The sequence below is a fragment of the Haloarcula sp. KBTZ06 genome, from assembly GCF_048595605.1.
GTDB lineage: Archaea > Halobacteriota > Halobacteria > Halobacteriales > Haloarculaceae > Haloarcula > Haloarcula hispanica.
Genome location: NZ_CP184337.1, coordinates 2,753,696 through 2,772,754, shown reverse-complemented (window position 1 = coordinate 2,772,754; position 19,059 = coordinate 2,753,696). Strand labels below are relative to the sequence as shown.

Sequence of the window (19,059 nt, the reverse complement as noted above, 5' to 3'; positions counted from 1 at the left end):
TGGCCCCCGTGACGGTGTGGGACAGACGCTGGGGCCGTACGGAAAAGCGATGTCGTCGCGTCAGTCAGCGCCGAGACAGCCGACCCACGAGCAGTCGGTGCAACTCTCGATGCCGGTCGCCGTCGTCGTCTCGCCGCGACAGCGCGGACAGACGGAGCCGACCTCCGGCGGCTGGACGGACTTACTCATCGGTGATGATGTCCGCCGACAGCCCCTGTGCCATCTCGATGTCCTTGGAGTTGTTCAGCGTCCAGGCGGTGCGCTCGGTGACGGCCTCGATGACCTCGCGGCCGCTCGGGAGGCCGTTGCCGGACTTCTTGACGCCGCCGAATGGCAGGTGGACCTCCGCGCCGATACACGGGAGGTTGCCGTAGGCGAGGCCGATTTCGGCTTCGTCGCGGAACTGGTTGATCTGGCGGTAGTCCTCGGAGATGATGGCACCGGCGAGGCCGTAGTCGACGCTGTTGTGCATCTCCAGTGCGCGGTCGAAGTCACCCGAGTACTCAAGCAGCGCGACGTGGGGGCCGAACACTTCCTCGTTGATACAGCGCAGGTCCTCGTCGTAGTCGATCTCGTAGACGAACGGGCCGACCCAGTGGCCCTCCTCGTGACCCTCGGGAATCTCTTCGGCATCGAGGTCGGCGCGGTCGACGAGCACGTTCGCGCCCTCCTCGCGAGCGAGGTCGTTGTAGCGCTTGAACTTCTCGACCTGGTCTCGCTCGATGAGCGGCCCCATGAAGGTGTCTTCCTCCAGCGGGTCGCCGACGGCGATGTCTTCGGCGATGTCGACGAACCGCTCCTTGAATTCGTCATAGAGGTCCTCGTGGACGATGAGCCGCTCCGAGGAGACACAGCGCTGGCCGGTCGTCTTGAAGCTGGACATCACGGCCGAGTGGACGGCGATATCGAGATCGGCTTCCTCCGTGACGATGACGGCGTTCTTTCCGCCCATCTCGCAGGCGGCGATCTTGCCGGGTTCGCCGCCGACCTTGGAGGCGATCTTGTGGCCGACTTCGGCGCTGCCCGTAAAGAGGACCGTCTCGACGCGGTCGTCCTCGACGATGGCGTTGCCGGCGTCGCCGTAGCCCTGCACGAGGTTGAACACGCCGTCCGGGATGCCCGAGTCCTCGAACATCTCGGCGATGATGTGGGCACACCACGGGGTCTGCTCGGCGGGCTTCCAGACGACGGTGTTGCCCTCGACCAGCGTCACTGCGAGGTGCCAGAACGGGATTGCGACCGGGAAGTTCCACGGGGTGATACAGCCGACGACCCCCTTCGGCTTGCGCCGCATATAGGCGTCCTTGCTGGCGATCTCGGACGGTACCACGTCGCCGTGGGGGTGGCGGGCGTTGCCGGCGGCCCACTCGACCATGTGCCAGGACTCGGTCACGTCGGCCAGCCCCTCGCTGATCTCCTTGCCACACTCCATGGTGACGATTTCGCCGAGTTCCTCGTGGCGGTCACGCAGCTCGTGGTAGATGTCCCAGAGGTACTCTGCGCGGTCGATGTGCGAGAGCGAGCGCCACTCGTCGTAGGCGTCTTCTGCCGCGGCCAGCGCGCGGTCGACGTCGGCCTCGGTTCCGCGGTGGAACGAGGCGAGCGCCTCGCCGGTAGCCGGGTTCTGACTTGTGAACGTTTCCTCGCCGGTGCCTGTCGTCCATTCACCGTCGATGTAGTGTCGCCGTGAGTCGTCTGTACTCATGGTAGGTACTGTACGCGTCCCCCACCAATATGTTCCACCGTCCATGGTCAGGGGGCTGGTCGTAGCCTGATATATCATCTACAATCCGGCATTATCTCCCATGGTCGGTGTTCCCCTTATGAACCGCACCTTTATCTGCGTCCATATCGTGACTGTCTTTAGCACCCCTTCATACGGAGGGCGCCCAGTATGAGTGAAGCACAATCAGAACACGGGGGACTCCAGCTCACCCTGAGCATCTGGCATCCTGACTGCTGGACCCTCGAAGTCACCGATCAGACCGCGGCTGGCCTGTTGGCTCACGGCGTGTACAACACCCAGAACGGCAGCGTGAAGGGCCTGTTCACGGCGTACGCAGACAGTATTAACGACGTCGAGGATCTCATCGACGCGACCCGTGATTCGTCGCTGACCGACTCCGTGCTGGAGTTACGCGAGCGCCACGGCGCGACTGGCACGTCCTCGTCGCCGGGGAACACGACCCGCGAGCTGTTCGTCGAGTACGACCCGGACAACACCATTAGCGACAGCCTTCTCTCGCGGGGGTTCATCCACAACGACCCGGTTCGCGTCCGCCACGGCCGCGAGCACTGGCCGGTGTTTTTCCCGGACTCCCGCGACGAGGCCGAGTCGCTCCTCGACGAGATCCGCGAGGAACAGTCGGCCGATATCGAAGTGACTCGAATCACGTCCGCCGGCGGCGGCAATCCGCAGCAACTCCGGCGGATGGACAGACTCTCGGACAGCCAGCGCGAGGCGTTCGAACTCGCCAGACAGGAGGACTACTACGCGTGGCCGCGGGGCATCTCGACGCGCGAACTCGCGTCGAAACTCGGCGTTTCGAAGACGACGCTGCTCGAACACCTCCGGAAAGCAGAAGCGAAACTACTCGACCCGGACCAGTAAGTTAGCTCAGAACGGCCCGAACAGCGAACAGCGCGTTCTCTTTGCGTTCACGGACGCGCCGGTAGAAGTAGGAGAACCACTTGTCGCCGTAGGGGATGTACTGCCACATCGGGACGCCCTCCGCGGCGAGGTCGCGCTGGGCGTCGTCGCGGACGCCCATTAGCATCTGCACTTCGTAGTCAGTGCCGTACTCGTCGTGGAGGTCCTTCGCGTAGTCTATCATCGCCGGATCGTGGCTACCGACGCCGATACCGCCATCGAACTCCTCGAACATCAGTTCGAGACAGTCGCGGTAGGCTTCGTTGACGCGCTCTTTTTTCTTGTAAGAGACCTCTTTGGGCTCGGAGTAGGCTCCCTTGACCAGCCGGACCTTCCCGGGAAGAGGAGCGAGCCGTTCGAGGTCCTCGGGCGTCCGCTTGAGGTTTGCCTGTGTACAGACGCCGACGCCGCCCTCGTGGTCCGTGACGAGTCGTTCGTACGCGTCGAGGGTCACATCGGTCGTCGTGTAATCCTCCATGTCGACCCAGACGAAGACGCCGTGGTCGTCGCCCGCCGCAACGATCCGTTCGAGGTTCTCGACGAACACGTCGTCCCCAACGTCGAGGCCGATCTGCGAGGGCTTGACCGAGATAGCGCAGTCGAGGCCGCTCCTGTCGATTTCTTTGACTAACTCGATGTACTGGTCTGCGTCCTCGTTGGCGGGCTGGCGCTCGTCGTAGTGTTCGCCTAACAGATTTAGGATGCCCTTGACGCCGTCGTCGTTGAGCGAAGCGACGTGGTCGAGCGCCCCCGGGGCTGTCTCCCCGGCGACGAAGTTGTTCGCTATCGGCGGAATCATTATCGAAACTACGCCACTATATGAGCCTAAACGCACCCCCTACCAAAAAAGTCCTCCTCCATGGCCTGAAATTAAGTGAGTGTGAAACTGCCGAGCGTATCGTCGTCGTCCCGGTAAAACGTGTGATCGCCCGTGATATGCGCTGTACCCGAAACGACCGGGCTGGTCACGGTGACACCGTCGTCGACGTTTGTCTCGCTGATATACCCCTCGAACGCCGACCCCACCGGGCCGGTCACTTCGACACGCTCGCCAACAGCGAGGTCACCGTCGACGTGGTGAAGCGTCAACCGCGCACACGTCCCCGTCCCACAGGGAGAGCGGTCGATAGATCCGTCGGCGAACACCACACAGCTCCGGTCGCTGTCGCCGCCGGCGGTGAGTTCGACTGCCGAGACGGTCACTGACGAACCGGTGACTGGGTCGTCGGGTGCGACGTCGTTGACTGCTCGGCGGAGTGCCAGTGCGGGCTCGATACACTGCGTGGCATCCTCGCCGTCGAGCGTGACGCCCAGGCTCTCAGCGTCGACGACGGCGAAGTAGTTCCCGGAATAGACGATACGAGCCTCGACCGGGATGCCGTCCTGTTCGACGGTAATCGTCTCACAGACGTAACTGTCGACGTTCTCGAACGCGACGCGGTGGACGACGCCGTCAGCTATTTCGACCGTCACGTCGACCAGCCCGGCCGGGGTTTCGACGGTCAGTTCCCGCGTTTCGGGGAGTTCGCCCCGTTCGACGAGTGCGGTCACGACCCCGATGAGGCCGTGGCCACACATGTCCAGATAGCCGTCAGTGTCCATGAAGAAGACCCCGAGGTCGGCCCGGTCGGTGGGCACCGGGACCGCCCCGAACATATCCGCGTGTCCGCGGGGCTCCTGCATGAGGAGTTTTCGGACGCCGTCTGCTGTGGCTGCGAACCGGTCGCGTCTCTCCCGGACGGTCTCTCCGGCGAGTGTGTCGGCCTCGATGCCGTCGAGTACGATGCGCGTCGGCTCTCCGCCCGTATGCGTGTCTACCGTGATAAACTCCGTTCGTTCCATAGCCGTAGCGATACTCTATGCGGGAAAGGCGTTCCAGAAGTATTAATTGACGGCTTTCCGTACGCCGTCCAGAACATGGTGCCTACCATGGACGGTGACAGGGTTATACAGGGACTTACGAAAAAGGATATCAGTATACCATGAACGACCATGACAAGTCTTCGATCGACAGGCGAAGCGTAATCAAAGCCGCTGCCAGTGCCGGACTCGTCGGCCTCGCCGGCTGTTCCGGTGGTGCTCCCGACGAAGGTGACGGTGGCGACGGTGGTGACGGCGGCGACGGTGAATCGACGGACACCTCGACGGACTCAGGCTCCGAAACCTACACCATCGGGATGGTCGACAGCCTCTCCGGCTCACTATCGGCGTTCGGACAGCGGAATCAGCGCGGCAAGGAAATCGCGCTTGACGACGTCAACTCGGTCGGCGTCGGTGGCGGTGAACTGGAAATTTCACAGCAGGACGACCAGAGTACGAGCCAGGGCGGGGTCAGCGCGGCCCAGACACTGGTCAATCAGGAAGAAGTTCCGCTGCTCATCGGTACTGTCGGGAGCGGCGTCAGCACGGCCATCCACGAGAGCGTTGTCCAGAACACTGATGTCGTCCAGATCAGCCAGAACAGCACCAGCCCGAACTTGACGAACTTCCCGGACCTGCTCCGGATGCCGCCGGCCGGCAAGGCACAGGCGGAGGCGATCTCAACGCTCCTCGATGAAGACGGTAACGAGTCCGCTGCCCTGGCCTGGATCAACAACGATTACGGGCAGTCCGTCGGCGAGGCCTTTATCGAGGCCTACGACGGAGAAATCGTCTACAACGAACCCCACGACCAGGGCCAGTCCTCCTACAGTAGCACCATCTCCTCGATGGCTAACACCGACGCCGACGCGTGGGTGTTCATCACCTACCAGCCGGAGTTCGCAACGATGTCCCAGGAGGCGTTCGACCTGGGCGTCACCGATCAGGCCGCCTGGTACGGTGGGGACAGCGTCAAAGGCCCGAAAGTCCTCGAATCAGCTCCCGAGGGCAGCCTCGACGGAATGAAGGCCGTGGTGCCGAGCGTCCCACAGGACGCCGAGAACTACCAGGCGTTCGTCTCGGAGTTCGAGGAGCGCTTCGGCGAGGAACCAACGTCGTGGTCGGCGTACGCCTACGACGCGGTGGTCGTCAGCGCACTCGCTATCGAAGCCGCCGACGAGTTCACCGGCTCGGCGCTCATGGAGGTCGTCCGTGACGTGACTCGTCCCGAAGGCGAGGAGGCGACCACCTATGAGGATGCACACGAGATTCTGGCCAACGGTGGCTCGCCATCGGACGTGGACTACACCGGCGTGAGCGGCCCGATCGACCTCGACGAGAACGGTGATCCCGTCGGGTTGCTGCAGGTGTTCGAAGTCGTGGACCACGCGTACGAATCCAGCGGCTTCATCGAGGGCTAAGGCGGCCACGACCCTTTTCCATTTTCACCAATGGCGCAGATATTACAGTACCTGGCAAACGGGCTCGTTTTCAGTAGTATCATCATCCTCGGGAGCATCGGACTCTCGCTGGTCTACAGCATCGCCGACTTCGCGAACTTCGCACACGGCGATACGATGACGCTTGGTGCCTACGGGGCGTTCGTCGCGTTCGGTGTGTTCGGCGGCCTTGGCGGCACCGTTCTCGGTCTCCCAATCGGGTTCTTCATCGCTCTGGCAGTCGGAATGGCGCTAGCGGCCGTCGTCGCCGTCCTGACTCACATTCTCGTGTACAAGCCCCTCGATACGGACTCGATCGGGCTCCTCATCACGAGTATCGGCGTGGCGTTCGTCTACCGCGCGGTGCTACAGGCGTCCTTCGGGACGGACTTCCTGCAGTACGATATCCGTCGCAGCGGGCCGATTCCGGTGCTATTGGACACGCTCGACGTCGCGGTGACACAGCGGGACGTCGCAATCATCGTCAGCGCGGCGGTGCTGGTCGCCGGTCTGCACCTGCTGCTCCAGCGGACGACGCTGGGCCGGAAGATGCGCGCGACGGCCGACAACCCCGACCTCGCACGCGTGAGCGGCATCCGAACCGACCGCGTCATCCTCGTCATGTGGGTCGTCGGCAGCGCCCTGGCCGCCGCTGGCGGCGTTTTCCTCGCGCTGTACAGCCAACTCGACCCGCGCATCGGCTTCAACATCCTGCTGGTCGTGTTCGCTGCGGTCATTCTCGGCGGCATCGGCTCGGTGTACGGGGCGATGCTCGGTGGGCTGCTCATCGGGATGCTCCACGAACTGACGCCGTTGCTCGGCGACATCGGGCTCCCCATCAGCAACGCCTACGCGCCGGCCGTCGCATTCGTCATCATGGTCGCGGTCCTGCTTGTCAGGCCCCGCGGCATCGCGGGGGATATGACATGAGCGCGCTCGATGTCGGTGGGTACTCGCCCCGGGAGAAAGGCGTCGCGGGGGTGCTGGGCGCGCTCGCCGCGCTCTTGCTCCTCGCGGTCATCACCGGCTTCCTCGCCCCAGCGTACCTGCTGTATCTCGTCGGGCTGTCGGCGATGTACATGCTCCTCTCGATGGGGCTGAACGTCCAGTGGGGGTACGGCGGCATGATCAACTTCAGCGTCGCGGCCTTCTTCGGCCTCGGCGCGTACGGGACCGCCCTGCTGACGGCATCCGGCTCGCCGATATCCGGTGGTGTCAGCCCCATCGTCGCGCTGTTCGGCGGTCTCGGTCTCGCCGCGGTGCTCGCGGTAATCATCGGCTATCCGACGCTGAAACTCCGCGACGACTACCTCGCAATCGCGTCGCTAGGGCTCGCAGAGGTCGTCCGTATCTTCATCCTCAACGAATCCCAGTGGACGGCGGGCAGCGCCGGGCTGACCGGCATCCCGCTGTTCTTCTCCGACTGGCCCGTGCTCGGTGACCTGACGTACCCCTACATCTTCTACGTAGGCGGGACGCCGGTGTTCAACATGAGTCAGTCGGTGGTCACCAGCGCGCTGAACGTCGTCCTCGTCACGGTGATTGTCGCGGCCGTCTACCTGTTCCTCCGGCGCATCCACCAGTCGCCGTGGGGCCGCGTCCTGCGAACCATCCGGACCGACGAGGACCTCGCGGAGACGCTGGGCAAGAACACGTTCGCGTTCAAGATGCAGGCCTTCGTCATCGGGAGCCTCATCATGGCGCTCGCGGGCGTGTTCTACTCCCACCTCGTCCTGTTCGTCAGTCCCTCGGACCTCCAGCCGATCACGACGTTCTACGTCTGGGTCGCTGTCATCCTCGGCGGCACCGGCAGCGACCGCGGTGCGATGCTGGGCGGATTCACTATCGTTGCCATCCAGCAGGGAACGCGCTTCCTGACCGACACCGGCGCGCTGCCCATCGGCGCGGCACCGCTCCGACTCATGCTGGTCGGCCTGCTCATCATCTTTATCGTCAGGCTCCGCCCGGAGGGGATTCTCCCGCCGGAGCGCGAGCTTATCTGGCCAGACTCGCTGGGCGGTGGTCGCGATGAGTGAGCAGTCGCTCGTCTCCGACGGCCCGGTTCTCGGGAAGGACGACCCGGTACTGCGTGCGGAAGGTCTAGAGAAACGCTTCGGGGGCCTCGTGGCGACGGACGACGCGTCAATCGAGGTCGAACGCGGCACGATAACGGGCCTCATCGGCCCGAACGGCGCCGGCAAGTCCACGCTGTTCAATCTCGTCTCGGGCTTCTACGAACCCGACGCCGGCTCCGTCGCAGTCAACGGCGTCGACGTGACCGGCCAGAAGCCCCACCAGATCGCCGATCAGGGGATGATCCGGACGTTCCAGACGCCGCGCAAACCGGAGGGGATGACCGTCCGGGAGGCGCTGCTCGTGGGGCCGCACAACCAGACCGGGGAGTCGATCATCCCGCTGTTCACCTCACCTGACACCGTCGAACAGGAGGAACGGCGCTCGCTGGAACAGGCCCAGCAGATGCTCGAACGGTTCGAAATTGGCGATCTGGCGACCCAGCCAGCAACGGACCTCTCGGGCGGACAGATGAAACTGGTCGAACTGGCCCGCGGGATGATGGCCGAACCCGACCTGCTGTTGCTCGATGAGCCGGTCGCCGGGGTCAACCCTGTGCTGGCCGACAAACTGGCGGGGTTCATCGAGGAACTCAACGAGGAGGGCATCACCTTCCTCATCATCGAACACGATATGAACTTCATTATGCGGCTCGCCGACCCGATTATCGTCCTCAATCAGGGGAGTGTCCTCGTCGAGGGGCCGCCCGAGGCGGTCCGGAGCGACGAGCGCGTCATCGACGCCTACCTCGGAGGGCCGTCGGAATGACCGACCCTATCCTCACCGTCGACGGCGTCGACAGCGGCTACGGTGAAGTGCAGGTACTCGATGACCTCTCACTGACGCTCGGCGAGGGGGAGATCGCTTGCCTCGTCGGCCCGAATGGGGCCGGTAAGTCCACCGTCCTCAAGACGGTGTTCGGCATGCTGGAGCCATGGACCGGCTCGGTACGTCTTGGCGACCGCGAAATCGGCGGGATGGCTCCGGAGGATATCGTCCGAATCGGCGTCGGCTACGTCCCACAGACGGAGAACGTGTTCGGCTCGCTGACCATCGACGAGAACCTCCGGATGGGCGGGGTCGCCCGCGACGGCGGCCTCGACGAGGTCGTGGCCGAACTGTACGACCGGTTCCCCATCCTCGACGACAAGCGTACCGCGAACGCGAAGACGCTCTCGGGCGGCCAGCGGCAGGTGCTGGCCTTCGCCCGCGCGCTCGTGATGGAGCCCGACGTGTTGCTCATCGACGAGCCAAGCGCCGGTCTGGCACCCAACACCGCCAAGGAGGTGTTCGACGACGTGGAGACGGTCAACGAACTGGGCACGTCGATCCTGATGGTCGAGCAGAACGCCCGCGAGGGACTGGGCATCTCCGACCGCGGGTTCGTCCTCGACCAGGGGACTGTCAAGTTCGAGGGCGAGGCGGACTCGCTGCTCGACGACCCCGAGGTGTCCCGGCTGTATCTCGGCGGCGAATCGCGCCGCTGAGGTCTCACATCGCTGTTTTATTCGCGCTCGCCGCGGAGCCGCGACGACGACCCTGCTGGCGTCGCATTCGAACGGACAAGGCAACACAGAAAAGCCCCCCTTGCATACCGCCTGCCAATGACTGTGACGCTGCCGACCGAGGCCGACGACTGGGCCGCCGCGTGGCGCGACCGGATAAACGACCGGTCCGAGTTCGCCGACAGCGCCGACGGCTTCACCGCCGTATTCTGTTTCGAAATCCGTGCTGACGACGCCTATACCGGCGAACCGATACAGTTCGTCGTTGTAATCAAGGACGGTGTCTGTACCGCCGCTGGGACGGTCGCGGACCCCGAGTACGACTTCGCGTTCCGTGGTCCCTACAGTCAGTGGGTCACGATGCTGCAGGGCGACCTCGATATCTCCGCCGCGGCGATGGACGGGACGTTCGACGTCGAGGGCGATACGATGCGGCTGCTGCGCCGCCAGGACACCATCGCCGAGATGGTCGCGGCGGCACAGAACGTCGACACCGAGTTCGAGCACTGACCGACGGGCTTTTGTCCGCCCGCTTGGCCTACACGGGTATGCTCGACAAACTCGGTGCGGTTGGTATCGGCGGCATCGTCGTGTTGCTCGCCGGCATCGGTCTAGTCGCGTGGAAGGCACCCATCGTCGCCGTCGGCATCGCCCTGGTCGTCGGCGGCCTCGGGCTGGTCGTCTACGGCCTCGTCACGAGCCTGCTCGGCGCGTTCGGACTCGGCGGCGGGATGGGCGGGATGGGTGGCGGCGGCATGGGCGGTGGCGGTATGGGCGGCGACGGCATGCCCTGAGGCGGAGACGACTAACAGGCGGTGTCCGCATCAATATCGAACTCGAACCGTGCACCGCCGTGTTCTCCTGCTGTGGCACGTACTGTCCAGCCGTGGGCTTCGGCGATTGCCCTGACGATATAGAGACCGAAGCCGGTCCCATCAGCCGCCCGTGACGCGCCCGGTTCGAACACCCGCTCCCGTTCGTCGGGAGCGATTCCCCGGCCGTCGTCCTCGACCGCGAAGCCGTCGGGCGTCGGCACGACACGAACTGTTATGCCGGTCGCGTCACCGTCGCGTTCCTCGTCAGAGCCCCGTTCGTCGCGTTCAGGACCGTGTGTGACGGCGTTGGCGAAGACGTTCTCGAACAGTCGGAGCAATCGCTTTGCGTCGGCCTCGACCAGTATCGACGGCGGCGGTTCCAGCACTGCACTGCCGGTTTCGACGTGGTTCCACGCTGTCGTCGCCACGTCGGCGATATTGATGGTCTGCTTGTCGGCCGCCAGCGCTCCCTCCCTGGTCGCGGTTCGCATATCGTCGATGATGGCTTCTAACCGCCCCAACCCGTCTCTGGCGGCGTCGATACGTTCGGGCGACAGCTCCTCGGCAGCGAGTTCGAGGTGGCCGCTGGTGACGGCAAGCGGCGTCCGGAGGTCGTGTGCTAGCAGGTCAGCGAACTCCGTGAGCCGCTCGTTCTGTCGCTGGAGATGCCACTCCCGTTCGCGACGGGCAGTGATATCGCGGCCGACACCGCTGAATCCCTGGACTGTGCCGTCGTCCGCCGTGAGAAGCCGGCCGCTGAGTTCGAACGTCACGACTCCCTCCGTCGTCTCGGCCCGCGCTTCGACGGTCGTCTGACCCGACTCGAACACCTCCGCGATGGCTGCTTCAACGGCTGCCCGGTCGTCCGCGACGAAAAACTCGGTTGGGTCCATGCCCGACAGTTCGCTGTCCGTCAGGCCGAACAGTTCGTTCAGTCGGGCGTTCCAGTAGGCAAGCCGGCCGTCCGCGTCGTAGACGTAGAAGACATCGTCGAGCGTTTCGAGTGCGGCCGCCAGAACACGACACTGGTCATCCATGCGAGAGAGAGGCACCCAATGAATATAACCACGCAGTACAGACGGCCCGCGGTTCGGCAAGTGACACTGAACGGGGTTCCATACAGCTACTGTCCGCCGACAGCCCGGACAGCGCCTAGTTCTCGCTTGTCGGCCGGTCGGCCCGGTGTTCGCTGATGATCTGGTCGACCATCTCCGCGTTCTGTTCCTTCCGGCGGTCGGCAGCGCGTTCCTCCCAGTCCTCAATTGCGGCCTCGATTTCGCCCTCGCGGGCGACGGCCAGTTCGTCCACTTCCTGCACGGTGACCATTTCCGCCGGCGCGACGGGGATGTCGTTGTCGAACAGCACTTGATCGGCGATATCGGAGAGATTGCCGTTCCGGAGGACGATTTTCGGGTCGATGTCGGCCAACTGCTGCGCCGTCGAGCGACCCGCGCCCGAGGCGTCCCGGAACATGACGATGTCGTCCTCGACGAGGCCGAACCGCTCGTCGGCGTCGGCGATGGCGTCCTTGGTGAACTGCTTGACCACCTTGACCGGGGTGAGCCCCTCCTGTTTCTCCGACACGTCGGCGAAGTTCGAGTGGTCGAGCTTCCACAGCGCCTTCAGCCGGTCGAGCTTGTCGGAAAGCGCCTCGCGTTTCTCCTCCTCTTCCTCGACTTTCCGTTCGAGGGCCTCGTTGCGCCGCTGGAGCCGCGTCACCTCGCGGTCCTTCCTGACTTCGCGCCGGCCCTCGCTGCGGGCCTTCTCCAGCTGTTTGTCCTTCTCGGCGAGCTGGTCGTCCTTGCGCTTGATCGTCTCCTTGAGGTCGTCGACGTGTGATTCGAGCCGTTCGATGCGGGCGTTCAGCCGCTTGATCTCCTTCTCGTCGTCGGTGAGCTCCCGGGGCTCGTGAGCCGTGTCCTCTTCGGCCTCGCCGTCGTCGTCTTCGAGGTCACGCAGCACCGTCTCGACGCTCTCTTCGCCGGCGACGACGCGGTCGATGACCGGCCCCACGTCGTGCTGTGGCGGCACCTTGCTCGCGACGCGCTCGAACTGGTCGGCGTGGTGATCGAAGGCGTAGAGGGCGGCGGCCATCGCGTCGCGCTCGTGGTCGTTGTCGTAGGCTTCCTCGCGTGTCCGGTGTTTCTTCTCGTCGACGGGCAGGTCCGTATCGGGCTCCCAGCCGGCAGCGCTGAACGAGCGCCGGAGTTTCTCGACGGTCTCGGGCATCGGCGTCACGTCGGCGGCGACGACGACGGGCCGCCCGCGCTCGATAATCCACTCCGTCGTCGCGGCGGTGCCGTCGGTTCGCGAGGAGTATACATCCAGTACAGTGCCGTCGAGGGAGACGATGGCGACAGCCGTCGTTGTCCCGGGGTCGACGCCGACGACGACGTGGTCGCGCCGTTTCGCCAGCGGCTTGAACTCGATGCCGTCCCGCCGCTGGCGCTCGATTTCGACGCGTGTGTCGCCCGAACGCGCTCTCGATACAGGGATGTCCTGCGGTCGTGCCGACACCAGAAAGACGGCGTTCGAGAAGCCGCCGTACTTCTCGGTCACGTCCCGCTCGTACTCCAGACCGGCCGCGTCGAGTTCGGACTCGATTTCACGGGCGCGCTTCCGGACCGCGCCGTGGATGCGTCGCGTGTAGCGGTCTTCTGACCACCCACCTTTCCCGGTCGAGCGGCCCCGCGAGACCTTCACCTCCGTCGTATCGGTAAACGCCGACACTTCCTGACCGACGTTGGCGGCGGCCAGCCGGGCCGCGGCCTCGGCCTCCTCCATCGGGTCCTTGCCGTAGGGGACGCCGTGGCGCTTGGCGACCCGTGAGAGCGGTTCCGGCCGCTCGTCGCCGGTCACCTGCACCAGTTTCGTCTCGTCGGGGAGCGACCCCAGAAAGTGGATGAGGGCGTTTTTGTCCTCGGCGAGTTCGTACATGTTGTCCGTCGCGACGATAGCCGGCTCCTCGTCGTCGATACGCCGGCGGAGCTTCCGCCGCGAGACCACGTCTCGCTCGACTGATTCCCCGTCGAAGACCACCAGCGCGTACGACGGCGCGTCTCCGCGCACGTCGCCGCTCTGGATGTCGACACCGAAGACGACTGCGTCGAGCGCTGCCGTGCGGTTCACGAACCATGGTAGGCGACGGTCGACTATAAATCCGTTCCGGGCTAGCAGTATGGGCACTGTTTCGGTACGTGAGTGAGACTTCGAACAGCCAGAAAGCCCCACCCAGCGTGGATTGTTCAACTGGCTTGCGGAGGGGGTTATTGTTCGGGATCGTTGACCCCAACACCTCTTATCAGGGCGCTCCGACGGCCCACTATGACCATCCCTCGCTACGCCGCGAGAGAGACTTCGGAGGTAGGTCGGCATGGTATCTGAACGGGAGAAGATGCTCGCGGGCGAGCACTACGACGCGAGCGACCCAGAACTCGTCGCGGCTCGCGAGCGCGCGAACGAACTCACCCGGGAGTACAACCGGACCGATCCATCGGACACCGACACCAGACAGGCACTCATCGAGGACCTGTTCGGCTCCGTCGGTGCGGACTGTCACGTCGAACCGCCCTTCCGGTGTGACTACGGCGACAACATCCACGTCGGCGAGGGCTTTTACGCGAACTTCGACTGCGTCGTGCTGGACGTGTGCCGGGTCGACATCGGCGACGACTGCCTGCTCGGGCCGGGCGTCCACATCTACACCGCGACACATCCGCTGGACCCGGACGAACGACGCAGCGGCGTCGAGTACGGAAAGCCAGTGTCTATCGGCCACAACGTCTGGATCGGCGGCCAGGCGGTCATCAATCCGGGCGTCACCATCGGCGACGACGCCGTCGTCGGGTCCGGCGCGGTTGTCACGGACGACGTCCCTGCCGGCGTCGTCGTCCAGGGGAACCCCGCATCGGTCGTGCGGGAGATCGAGGAGTGACAGCCCCATGTAGCAGCCAGGGCTGAACAGACGTGGCCCGTCGCGGGGTTCTTCGCGCTGTGGCACGTACTGTCCGTATGGACACGACAACGCAACACGGCGTTCGGACGGTCGAAACGCGGGACGAACTCGACGACGTGCTGGCGACGGCCGACCGCGTACTGGCGATGGTCCGGACAAGCGGCTGTACAATCTGCAAGTCGATGGAGCCGATACTCGACATCGCCGCGAAAGCCACCGACGCGACAGTCGTCGTATTCAATCCCAAACGCGACCTCGATGCCGTCGACGCGTTCGACGTGCGGAGCGTCCCGACGTTCCTGCTGTTTGCTGACGGGGAGCTTATCGACCGCCGTGCCGACGGGTTCGTCCCGGCCGAGGAGCTAATCGAGTTCGTCGAAAGCGGGTCGGAATCGGACGCGTGAACCGAGTGGCCTTCTCACACTGAGACAACACTTATGTCCCCGCTTGTCGAAGCGCTCCCTTGATGGCCCTCCAAATCGGCTCCGTCCTCGAAGAGGCGGGGTATCGGCTGTTCAGTCGTACCGGCGCGATACTACTCGTAGCGTTTTTCGCCCTGATGGCTAGCTTTCAAGCACTGTTCAACACGATCGTGGCGACGACCTACACCAGGATGGGATACGGCGAGATCGCCGCAGCCCTGCCGCTGACCCTCGACATCTCGCTCAATGTCGCTGGTGCCGGTATCGCCATTGGCTCTGTGGTCTCACTGTATCTCACCATCGTGTCTTTCCGGACGTTCGCTGCCGGAGCGCGTGACAGTTTCCCCACGGGAGCGCTCACTCGGAACGTACCGCTGGCGATGGTGAACGTGTTCGTCGGCGGAATCGTCTACAGTCTACTGGTGTTCATCGGGTCGGTCCTGCTCCTCATCCCTGGCATCTTCGCCTACGTCGCGTTCATCTTCATGATGCCGTACGTCATCGTCGAAGACCGGAACTTCGTCGCGGCGCTCAAAGAGAGCTATCGGCTCACCGAGGGCAACCGGCTGGCGCTGTTCGGACTGCTGTTAATTGTCGGTACCGCCGCGGCGCTCGTCGGCGGTGTCATCGGATTCGTCGGCGCGCTGGCGCTTTCGGGGCCGACTTCGCAGCTTCCGACCATCGTCATCCAACCACTGGCGTCGCTGTACGGCACGGCGATTATCGCGGTCGCGTTCGAGCAACTCCGTGAGCGTGACGGGAGGCCGCCGTCGGCCCCGAGCGAGGACGATACGTCGATGGCCGCTCTCTGACTGGAGCCGCTGGCCGCTGTTGTCCCCACTCGGGACTACAGCGCGCTCTGTCGGACCGTGACTGTCTTATCCGTCCAGTTTCCTACCGGGAGCAATGCGACGGCATCGGGTCGGGACAAGCCTGTACGCTGGTGTGCTGTTCGTTGTTCTCGGGACGCTCGCGTGGGCGAGCGGCCAGCCGTTCATTTTCCCGAGTCTGGGCCCCTCGGCGTTCATCCTGTCCTTCCAGCGGAACGGCGACCGGACGGGGCTGGGCAGCGTCGTCGCGAGCCATCTCATCGGCGGCGTTGCGGGGCTGTTCGCGTACAGCCTGCTCGCTGGCGGCGTTTCACTCGTCGCGGACCCGACCGCGTTCTCGATGGCCGGGCTCCGCCTCGTCGCGAGCGCGACCCTCTCGCTCGTCGTGACGAGCTGGGGGATGATTGCAACAGATACGGTCCACGCACCGGCCTGCGCGACGACGCTCATCGTCTCCTTAGGGCTGCTCTCGACGCCGCTGCAGGTCGCAGTCATCGTCGTCGGTGTCGGCGTTCTCGTCGCGTTCCACGCGCTCGTGCTGTCAGCGTACCACCGAGCTACTGATCCGTCCCGGACAGCCCTGGTCGATGGCTGATGCGTCACACTGGCCCCTGTACCGTGCTCACTCGTCCGACAGCTGGACGGTCAGCACCGGCACCGGCGATTCGCGGACGACCGTCTCTGCAACGCTGCCGATGAGATAGTGGTCCAGTCCGGTCCGGCCGTGGGTCCCCATCACGACGAGGTCCGCCGGAATCTCCGTGACGGCGTCGACGATTTCCGTCTTCGGGACGCCCTCTCGCTGTGTGGTCTCGACCGAAACGTCGTCGGGTAGCTCGGCGACGGTCGCATCGATGGCCGTCCCTGCGCGCTCCCGCTCCGCCTCGATCCATGCGTCGGTCGAGAGACCGCTCGACGGGCTCTCGAACCGGTTGCGGGTGTCGACGACCGAGAGGACGTGGACTGTCGCGTCGAACCGACCTGCAATCGTTCCGGCATGCCTCGCGGCCGCACCGATACCGTCGCTGCCGTCGGTCGGGAGGAGGATCGTGTCGTACATCGTCTTAGACACCACCCGTCGCCATCAGGAACAGCGCTACGGCGATGACTGCGAACAGCCCGCCGACGAACTTCTTGATGGTCCCGGTATCCAGTGCGGTCGAGACGTACGGTGCGATCTGGCCGCCGGTGACGGTCGCGGGCACGGTCCAGACGACCATGTTCCACGGCGTCGACGCGAGGTCGATCGAGTGCGCGCCCGGAACGAGGCCGCCGCCGAAGACGTGAACCAGCGACGCCAGCACGGCCGTCGTCGCGACGACGATGTGGTTCGTGCCGATGGCGACCCGGACAGGGACCTCTGTCCGGAGCATCGAGATGATGCCCAGTTCGCCGACGCCGAAGCCGGCCAGTCCCTGGAAGACGCCGCCGATGCTGTAGTTCGCGAAGCGTTCGAGATAGCCGCCGCGCGTGTAGCCGTAGTCGTTGCCGTCGCGGTCGACGCGCGTCACTGCTCCGTCGTCGGCCGTTTCGACGCCGGCCGGGCCGAGCTTGTTGTCGTCGTCGGGGAGTGTCGCGTCGCCCCCATCAGCCGATACCTCCGGGTCACTGTCGCCTGCCGCGCCCGGCTCCTCGTGGCCGAGGTCAGCCTTGAAAAGCAAGTACGACGCCGCCAGCAGAGCGATGCCGAGCAACGCGTGAAACAGCGGCTCCGGGATGACAAACGACAGTAGCGCGCCGGCGATGACAAAGGGCACGCTCCCGAGGACGAGGCTCAGCGCGAGCCGTCGGTCGACGAGCCCGTACTGGATAAACGCGAGTGCGGAACTGGAGAGGCCGAACGATTCGCTGATGAGCCCGACCTTCACCAGTGTCTCCGGTGTCAGCGTCTCTCCGGCTAGTAGCGGGAAGATGAAGATGAGAAACGGAACGAACAGGGCCGACCCGCTGATACCGACCGTGTTGACGATGGTTGCACCAGTGACGAAGGCGATACAGAGCCACCAGTACTCGAACCAGTAGCCGGTGCCCGCGTCGGCGGGCGTCGGTGCGGCGGTGTACACACCGACGACGAACAGCAGTGGTGCCAGAAACACGAAGACGTGCTGGTACTTGAGAAACCCCTTCTGGAGTCGACTGGACGGTGACGACGTGGTCATTGACGCGTGAAGCCAGCATTGTTAATTATCGCTTAAATCCCTTGTTGTCTGTACTTGTTTCAAAAATGATGGCATAAATACGCGAAGACGGCAAAAACACACGAGGTCTCCGGTGGCCTAATATCCCTAATATTTATTTCACAGCCCGTGGTAACACATATCGTTATGAGTTTTCCAGAGGGACCGATGGAGTCGGGCGGCCGGTCGAGTTACGATGAAGACGTTTCTGCCGACGCCGCGGACACAGACGGACTCTTTGGAGCCTTGCGACGGTTCTCGAAGCGGTGGTCCCGCCGCTACATCGAGATGCGTGTCGACGCGCTCGAAAGCCGCTGGGACTGATCGGTTCGACATTTCGCCGCGTTCCGGAAAAGGACTATACTGTCCCCGCCGCAGGGACGGACATGGATATCGCTAGAATCACTGTTCACGAGTCAGTTGCGAAGGCCTGTCCGCTGGAGGCGATGGTCGCCGCGCTACAGGGGCTCGGCGTCCCTGTCGAAGTTGTCGGCGACGACGCAACCTTCGATACCAGTGACTGCGTCGTCACGTTCTCTCCGCGGGAGGCGTTTCTGGACGCCGCCTGGGTCCACGGCATCCGTGCGGGCTACGACGAGTTCGACGTGGACGCCTACGAGGCGGCCGGGACGGTACTGACGAACAGCACTGGTATCCACGGCGACACCGTCCCGGAAACCGCCGTCGGCTATCTGACGGCGTTTGCTCGCCGTCTCCACGTCTACCGGGACCGACAGGGCGACAACGACTGGACGCAGGAACCGTACGACGCGCCGTTCACGCTGACTGGCGAGCAGGTATGCGTGGTCGGTCTGGGCACCATCGGCCAGGGAATCGCTGACCGGGCCGACGCACTGGGGATGGAGGTCGTCGGCGTTCGCCGCTCCGGTGACCCCGCCGAGAACGTCGAGCGCGTGTACACACCCGACGAACTGGACGCCGCCGTCGCCGACGCACGCTTCGTCGTGCTGTGTTGTCCGCTCACCGTAGAAACCGAAGGCATGGTCGACGCCGCTTTGCTCGCGCAGATGCGGGCCGACAGCTACCTCGTCAACGTCGCCCGTGGGCCTGTCGTCGTCGAGGACGCGTTGCTGAACGCGCTCGACGACGGGACGATTGCCGGGGCAGCCCTCGACGCCCACTGGGCGGAACCGCTCCCAGGCGACCATCCGCTCTGGAACCACGAGTCAGCCATCGTGACGCCACACGTCGCCGCGTCCACGAGTCGGTATCACGAGGACATCGCAGCACTCGTTGAAGAAAACATCGAACGGGTCACACACGGCGAACCACTGCGGAACCGCGTCGCGTAAGTTCGCTTCCTGCTATTCGA

The 19,059-nt window shown here is 64.4% G+C and carries 22 protein-coding genes; 14 read left to right on the top strand and 8 right to left on the bottom strand.

The window, feature by feature from the left end:
* Positions 1-60 precede the first annotated feature (60 nt).
* Positions 61-189 (bottom strand): hypothetical protein, encoded by a 129-nt coding sequence (locus tag ACNO8S_RS14455; RefSeq protein WP_275039401.1) that lies wholly within the window; start codon positions 187-189, stop codon positions 61-63.
* The gene (locus ACNO8S_RS14450) at positions 182-1,705 is read right to left on the bottom strand and encodes an aldehyde dehydrogenase family protein (protein WP_191450181.1); all 1,524 of its coding nucleotides are present in this window, start codon (positions 1,703-1,705) and stop codon (positions 182-184) included. Before ACNO8S_RS14450 ends, ACNO8S_RS14455 begins: the two co-directional genes overlap by 8 nt.
* Before the next feature lie 189 nt (positions 1,706-1,894).
* Here ACNO8S_RS14450 and ACNO8S_RS14445 point away from each other — a divergent pair, with 189 nt between their 5' ends.
* A complete protein-coding gene (locus tag ACNO8S_RS14445; protein WP_014041526.1) occupies positions 1,895-2,611 on the top strand; it encodes a helix-turn-helix domain-containing protein in 717 nt (238 codons plus the stop codon).
* Position 2,612: 1 nt separating this feature from the next.
* On the opposite strand, the gene ACNO8S_RS14440 is transcribed toward ACNO8S_RS14445, so the two are convergent.
* Together ACNO8S_RS14440 and ACNO8S_RS14435 are read right to left on the bottom strand one after the other, a co-directional pair.
* Positions 2,613-3,449, bottom strand: coding sequence for a proline dehydrogenase family protein (locus ACNO8S_RS14440; protein ID WP_050037180.1), 837 nt, complete (start codon positions 3,447-3,449; stop codon positions 2,613-2,615).
* A 71-nt stretch (positions 3,450-3,520) separates the two neighbouring features.
* Positions 3,521-4,492, bottom strand: a complete 972-nt coding sequence (locus tag ACNO8S_RS14435; RefSeq protein WP_050037179.1) for a proline racemase family protein — start codon at positions 4,490-4,492, stop codon at positions 3,521-3,523.
* 140 nt (positions 4,493-4,632) lie between these two features.
* Here ACNO8S_RS14435 and ACNO8S_RS14430 point away from each other — a divergent pair, with 140 nt between their 5' ends.
* The 7 genes from ACNO8S_RS14430 (at position 4,633) to ACNO8S_RS14400 (ending at position 10,321) form a co-directional block, all read left to right on the top strand.
* The gene (locus tag ACNO8S_RS14430) at positions 4,633-5,931 is read left to right on the top strand and encodes an ABC transporter substrate-binding protein (protein ID WP_420182160.1); all 1,299 of its coding nucleotides are present in this window, start codon (positions 4,633-4,635) and stop codon (positions 5,929-5,931) included.
* A gap of 30 nt (positions 5,932-5,961) precedes the next feature.
* The gene (locus ACNO8S_RS14425) at positions 5,962-6,879 is read left to right on the top strand and encodes a branched-chain amino acid ABC transporter permease (RefSeq protein WP_420182159.1); all 918 of its coding nucleotides are present in this window, start codon (positions 5,962-5,964) and stop codon (positions 6,877-6,879) included.
* Positions 6,876-7,985: a branched-chain amino acid ABC transporter permease gene (locus tag ACNO8S_RS14420; protein WP_050007487.1), complete on the top strand. Its 1,110-nt coding sequence runs from the start codon at positions 6,876-6,878 to the stop codon at positions 7,983-7,985. The genes ACNO8S_RS14425 and ACNO8S_RS14420 overlap by 4 nt, the downstream gene beginning before the upstream one ends.
* The gene (locus ACNO8S_RS14415) at positions 7,978-8,790 is read left to right on the top strand and encodes an ABC transporter ATP-binding protein (protein ID WP_420182158.1); all 813 of its coding nucleotides are present in this window, start codon (positions 7,978-7,980) and stop codon (positions 8,788-8,790) included. The genes ACNO8S_RS14420 and ACNO8S_RS14415 overlap by 8 nt, the downstream gene beginning before the upstream one ends.
* Positions 8,787-9,509 carry an ABC transporter ATP-binding protein gene (locus tag ACNO8S_RS14410; RefSeq protein WP_008307449.1) on the top strand — a complete coding sequence of 241 codons (723 nt, stop codon included), beginning with the start codon at positions 8,787-8,789 and terminating at the stop codon, positions 9,507-9,509. Before ACNO8S_RS14415 ends, ACNO8S_RS14410 begins: the two co-directional genes overlap by 4 nt.
* Before the next feature lie 117 nt (positions 9,510-9,626).
* Positions 9,627-10,037 carry an SCP2 sterol-binding domain-containing protein gene (locus tag ACNO8S_RS14405; RefSeq protein ID WP_014041519.1) on the top strand — a complete coding sequence of 137 codons (411 nt, stop codon included), beginning with the start codon at positions 9,627-9,629 and terminating at the stop codon, positions 10,035-10,037.
* Between the two features lie 38 nt (positions 10,038-10,075).
* Positions 10,076-10,321, top strand: a complete 246-nt coding sequence (locus tag ACNO8S_RS14400) for a DUF7470 family protein (protein ID WP_004590621.1) — start codon at positions 10,076-10,078, stop codon at positions 10,319-10,321.
* 11 nt (positions 10,322-10,332) lie between these two features.
* On the opposite strand, the gene ACNO8S_RS14395 is transcribed toward ACNO8S_RS14400, so the two are convergent.
* Positions 10,333-11,379 (bottom strand): PAS domain-containing sensor histidine kinase, encoded by a 1,047-nt coding sequence (locus ACNO8S_RS14395; RefSeq protein ID WP_420182157.1) that lies wholly within the window; start codon positions 11,377-11,379, stop codon positions 10,333-10,335.
* Positions 11,380-11,494: 115 nt separating this feature from the next.
* On the bottom strand, positions 11,495-13,471 hold the full coding sequence (locus tag ACNO8S_RS14390) for a DUF460 domain-containing protein (RefSeq protein WP_420182156.1): 1,977 nt from the start codon (positions 13,469-13,471) through the stop codon (positions 11,495-11,497).
* A 244-nt stretch (positions 13,472-13,715) separates the two neighbouring features.
* On the opposite strand from ACNO8S_RS14390, the gene ACNO8S_RS14385 reads away from it, so the two are divergent.
* The 4 genes from ACNO8S_RS14385 (at position 13,716) to ACNO8S_RS14370 (ending at position 16,144) form a co-directional block, all read left to right on the top strand.
* A complete protein-coding gene (locus ACNO8S_RS14385; protein ID WP_151103895.1) occupies positions 13,716-14,276 on the top strand; it encodes a sugar O-acetyltransferase in 561 nt (186 codons plus the stop codon).
* 77 nt (positions 14,277-14,353) lie between these two features.
* Entirely contained in the window at positions 14,354-14,701 is a 348-nt protein-coding gene (locus ACNO8S_RS14380) for a thioredoxin family protein (RefSeq protein WP_129755710.1), read from the top strand.
* Between the two features lie 62 nt (positions 14,702-14,763).
* Positions 14,764-15,531: a glycerophosphoryl diester phosphodiesterase membrane domain-containing protein gene (locus tag ACNO8S_RS14375; RefSeq protein ID WP_050037174.1), complete on the top strand. Its 768-nt coding sequence runs from the start codon at positions 14,764-14,766 to the stop codon at positions 15,529-15,531.
* Positions 15,532-15,625: 94 nt separating this feature from the next.
* Positions 15,626-16,144, top strand: coding sequence for an HPP family protein (locus ACNO8S_RS14370; protein ID WP_420182155.1), 519 nt, complete (start codon positions 15,626-15,628; stop codon positions 16,142-16,144).
* 27 nt (positions 16,145-16,171) lie between these two features.
* On the opposite strand, the gene ACNO8S_RS14365 is transcribed toward ACNO8S_RS14370, so the two are convergent.
* Together ACNO8S_RS14365 and ACNO8S_RS14360 are read right to left on the bottom strand one after the other, a co-directional pair.
* Entirely contained in the window at positions 16,172-16,609 is a 438-nt protein-coding gene (locus tag ACNO8S_RS14365; protein ID WP_050007490.1) for a universal stress protein, read from the bottom strand.
* A gap of 4 nt (positions 16,610-16,613) precedes the next feature.
* A complete protein-coding gene (locus ACNO8S_RS14360; protein ID WP_014041511.1) occupies positions 16,614-17,708 on the bottom strand; it encodes a sulfite exporter TauE/SafE family protein in 1,095 nt (364 codons plus the stop codon).
* A gap of 165 nt (positions 17,709-17,873) precedes the next feature.
* Between ACNO8S_RS14360 and ACNO8S_RS14355 the strand changes: the two genes are divergently transcribed.
* Together ACNO8S_RS14355 and ddh are read left to right on the top strand one after the other, a co-directional pair.
* Entirely contained in the window at positions 17,874-18,050 is a 177-nt protein-coding gene (locus ACNO8S_RS14355; RefSeq protein ID WP_014041510.1) for a hypothetical protein, read from the top strand.
* Between the two features lie 62 nt (positions 18,051-18,112).
* Positions 18,113-19,039: a D-2-hydroxyacid dehydrogenase gene (gene ddh, locus ACNO8S_RS14350; protein WP_420182154.1), complete on the top strand. Its 927-nt coding sequence runs from the start codon at positions 18,113-18,115 to the stop codon at positions 19,037-19,039.
* Positions 19,040-19,059: the final 20 nt, after the last annotated feature.

Excerpts from the sequence above, each read along its gene's own strand:
- ACNO8S_RS14455 (WP_275039401.1), bottom strand. The coding sequence starts at position 189 with ATGAGTAAGTCCGTCCAGCCGCCGGAGGTCGGCTCCGTCTGTCCGCGC.
- ACNO8S_RS14450 (WP_191450181.1), bottom strand. The coding sequence starts at position 1,705 with ATGAGTACAGACGACTCACGGCGACACTACATCGACGGTGAATGGACG.
- ACNO8S_RS14445 (WP_014041526.1), top strand. The coding sequence starts at position 1,895 with ATGAGTGAAGCACAATCAGAACACGGGGGACTCCAGCTCACCCTGAGC.
- ACNO8S_RS14440 (WP_050037180.1), bottom strand. The coding sequence starts at position 3,449 with ATGATTCCGCCGATAGCGAACAACTTCGTCGCCGGGGAGACAGCCCCG.
- ACNO8S_RS14435 (WP_050037179.1), bottom strand. The coding sequence starts at position 4,492 with ATGGAACGAACGGAGTTTATCACGGTAGACACGCATACGGGCGGAGAG.
- ACNO8S_RS14430 (WP_420182160.1), top strand. The coding sequence starts at position 4,633 with ATGAACGACCATGACAAGTCTTCGATCGACAGGCGAAGCGTAATCAAA.
- ACNO8S_RS14425 (WP_420182159.1), top strand. The coding sequence starts at position 5,962 with ATGGCGCAGATATTACAGTACCTGGCAAACGGGCTCGTTTTCAGTAGT.
- ACNO8S_RS14420 (WP_050007487.1), top strand. The coding sequence starts at position 6,876 with ATGAGCGCGCTCGATGTCGGTGGGTACTCGCCCCGGGAGAAAGGCGTC.
- ACNO8S_RS14415 (WP_420182158.1), top strand. The coding sequence starts at position 7,978 with ATGAGTGAGCAGTCGCTCGTCTCCGACGGCCCGGTTCTCGGGAAGGAC.
- ACNO8S_RS14410 (WP_008307449.1), top strand. The coding sequence starts at position 8,787 with ATGACCGACCCTATCCTCACCGTCGACGGCGTCGACAGCGGCTACGGT.
- ACNO8S_RS14405 (WP_014041519.1), top strand. The coding sequence starts at position 9,627 with ATGACTGTGACGCTGCCGACCGAGGCCGACGACTGGGCCGCCGCGTGG.
- ACNO8S_RS14400 (WP_004590621.1), top strand. The coding sequence starts at position 10,076 with ATGCTCGACAAACTCGGTGCGGTTGGTATCGGCGGCATCGTCGTGTTG.
- ACNO8S_RS14395 (WP_420182157.1), bottom strand. The coding sequence starts at position 11,379 with ATGGATGACCAGTGTCGTGTTCTGGCGGCCGCACTCGAAACGCTCGAC.
- ACNO8S_RS14385 (WP_151103895.1), top strand. The coding sequence starts at position 13,716 with ATGGTATCTGAACGGGAGAAGATGCTCGCGGGCGAGCACTACGACGCG.
- ACNO8S_RS14380 (WP_129755710.1), top strand. The coding sequence starts at position 14,354 with ATGGACACGACAACGCAACACGGCGTTCGGACGGTCGAAACGCGGGAC.
- ACNO8S_RS14375 (WP_050037174.1), top strand. The coding sequence starts at position 14,764 with ATGGCCCTCCAAATCGGCTCCGTCCTCGAAGAGGCGGGGTATCGGCTG.
- ACNO8S_RS14370 (WP_420182155.1), top strand. The coding sequence starts at position 15,626 with ATGCGACGGCATCGGGTCGGGACAAGCCTGTACGCTGGTGTGCTGTTC.
- ACNO8S_RS14365 (WP_050007490.1), bottom strand. The coding sequence starts at position 16,609 with ATGTACGACACGATCCTCCTCCCGACCGACGGCAGCGACGGTATCGGT.
- ACNO8S_RS14360 (WP_014041511.1), bottom strand. The coding sequence starts at position 17,708 with ATGACCACGTCGTCACCGTCCAGTCGACTCCAGAAGGGGTTTCTCAAG.
- ACNO8S_RS14355 (WP_014041510.1), top strand. The coding sequence starts at position 17,874 with ATGAGTTTTCCAGAGGGACCGATGGAGTCGGGCGGCCGGTCGAGTTAC.
- ddh (WP_420182154.1), top strand. The coding sequence starts at position 18,113 with ATGGATATCGCTAGAATCACTGTTCACGAGTCAGTTGCGAAGGCCTGT.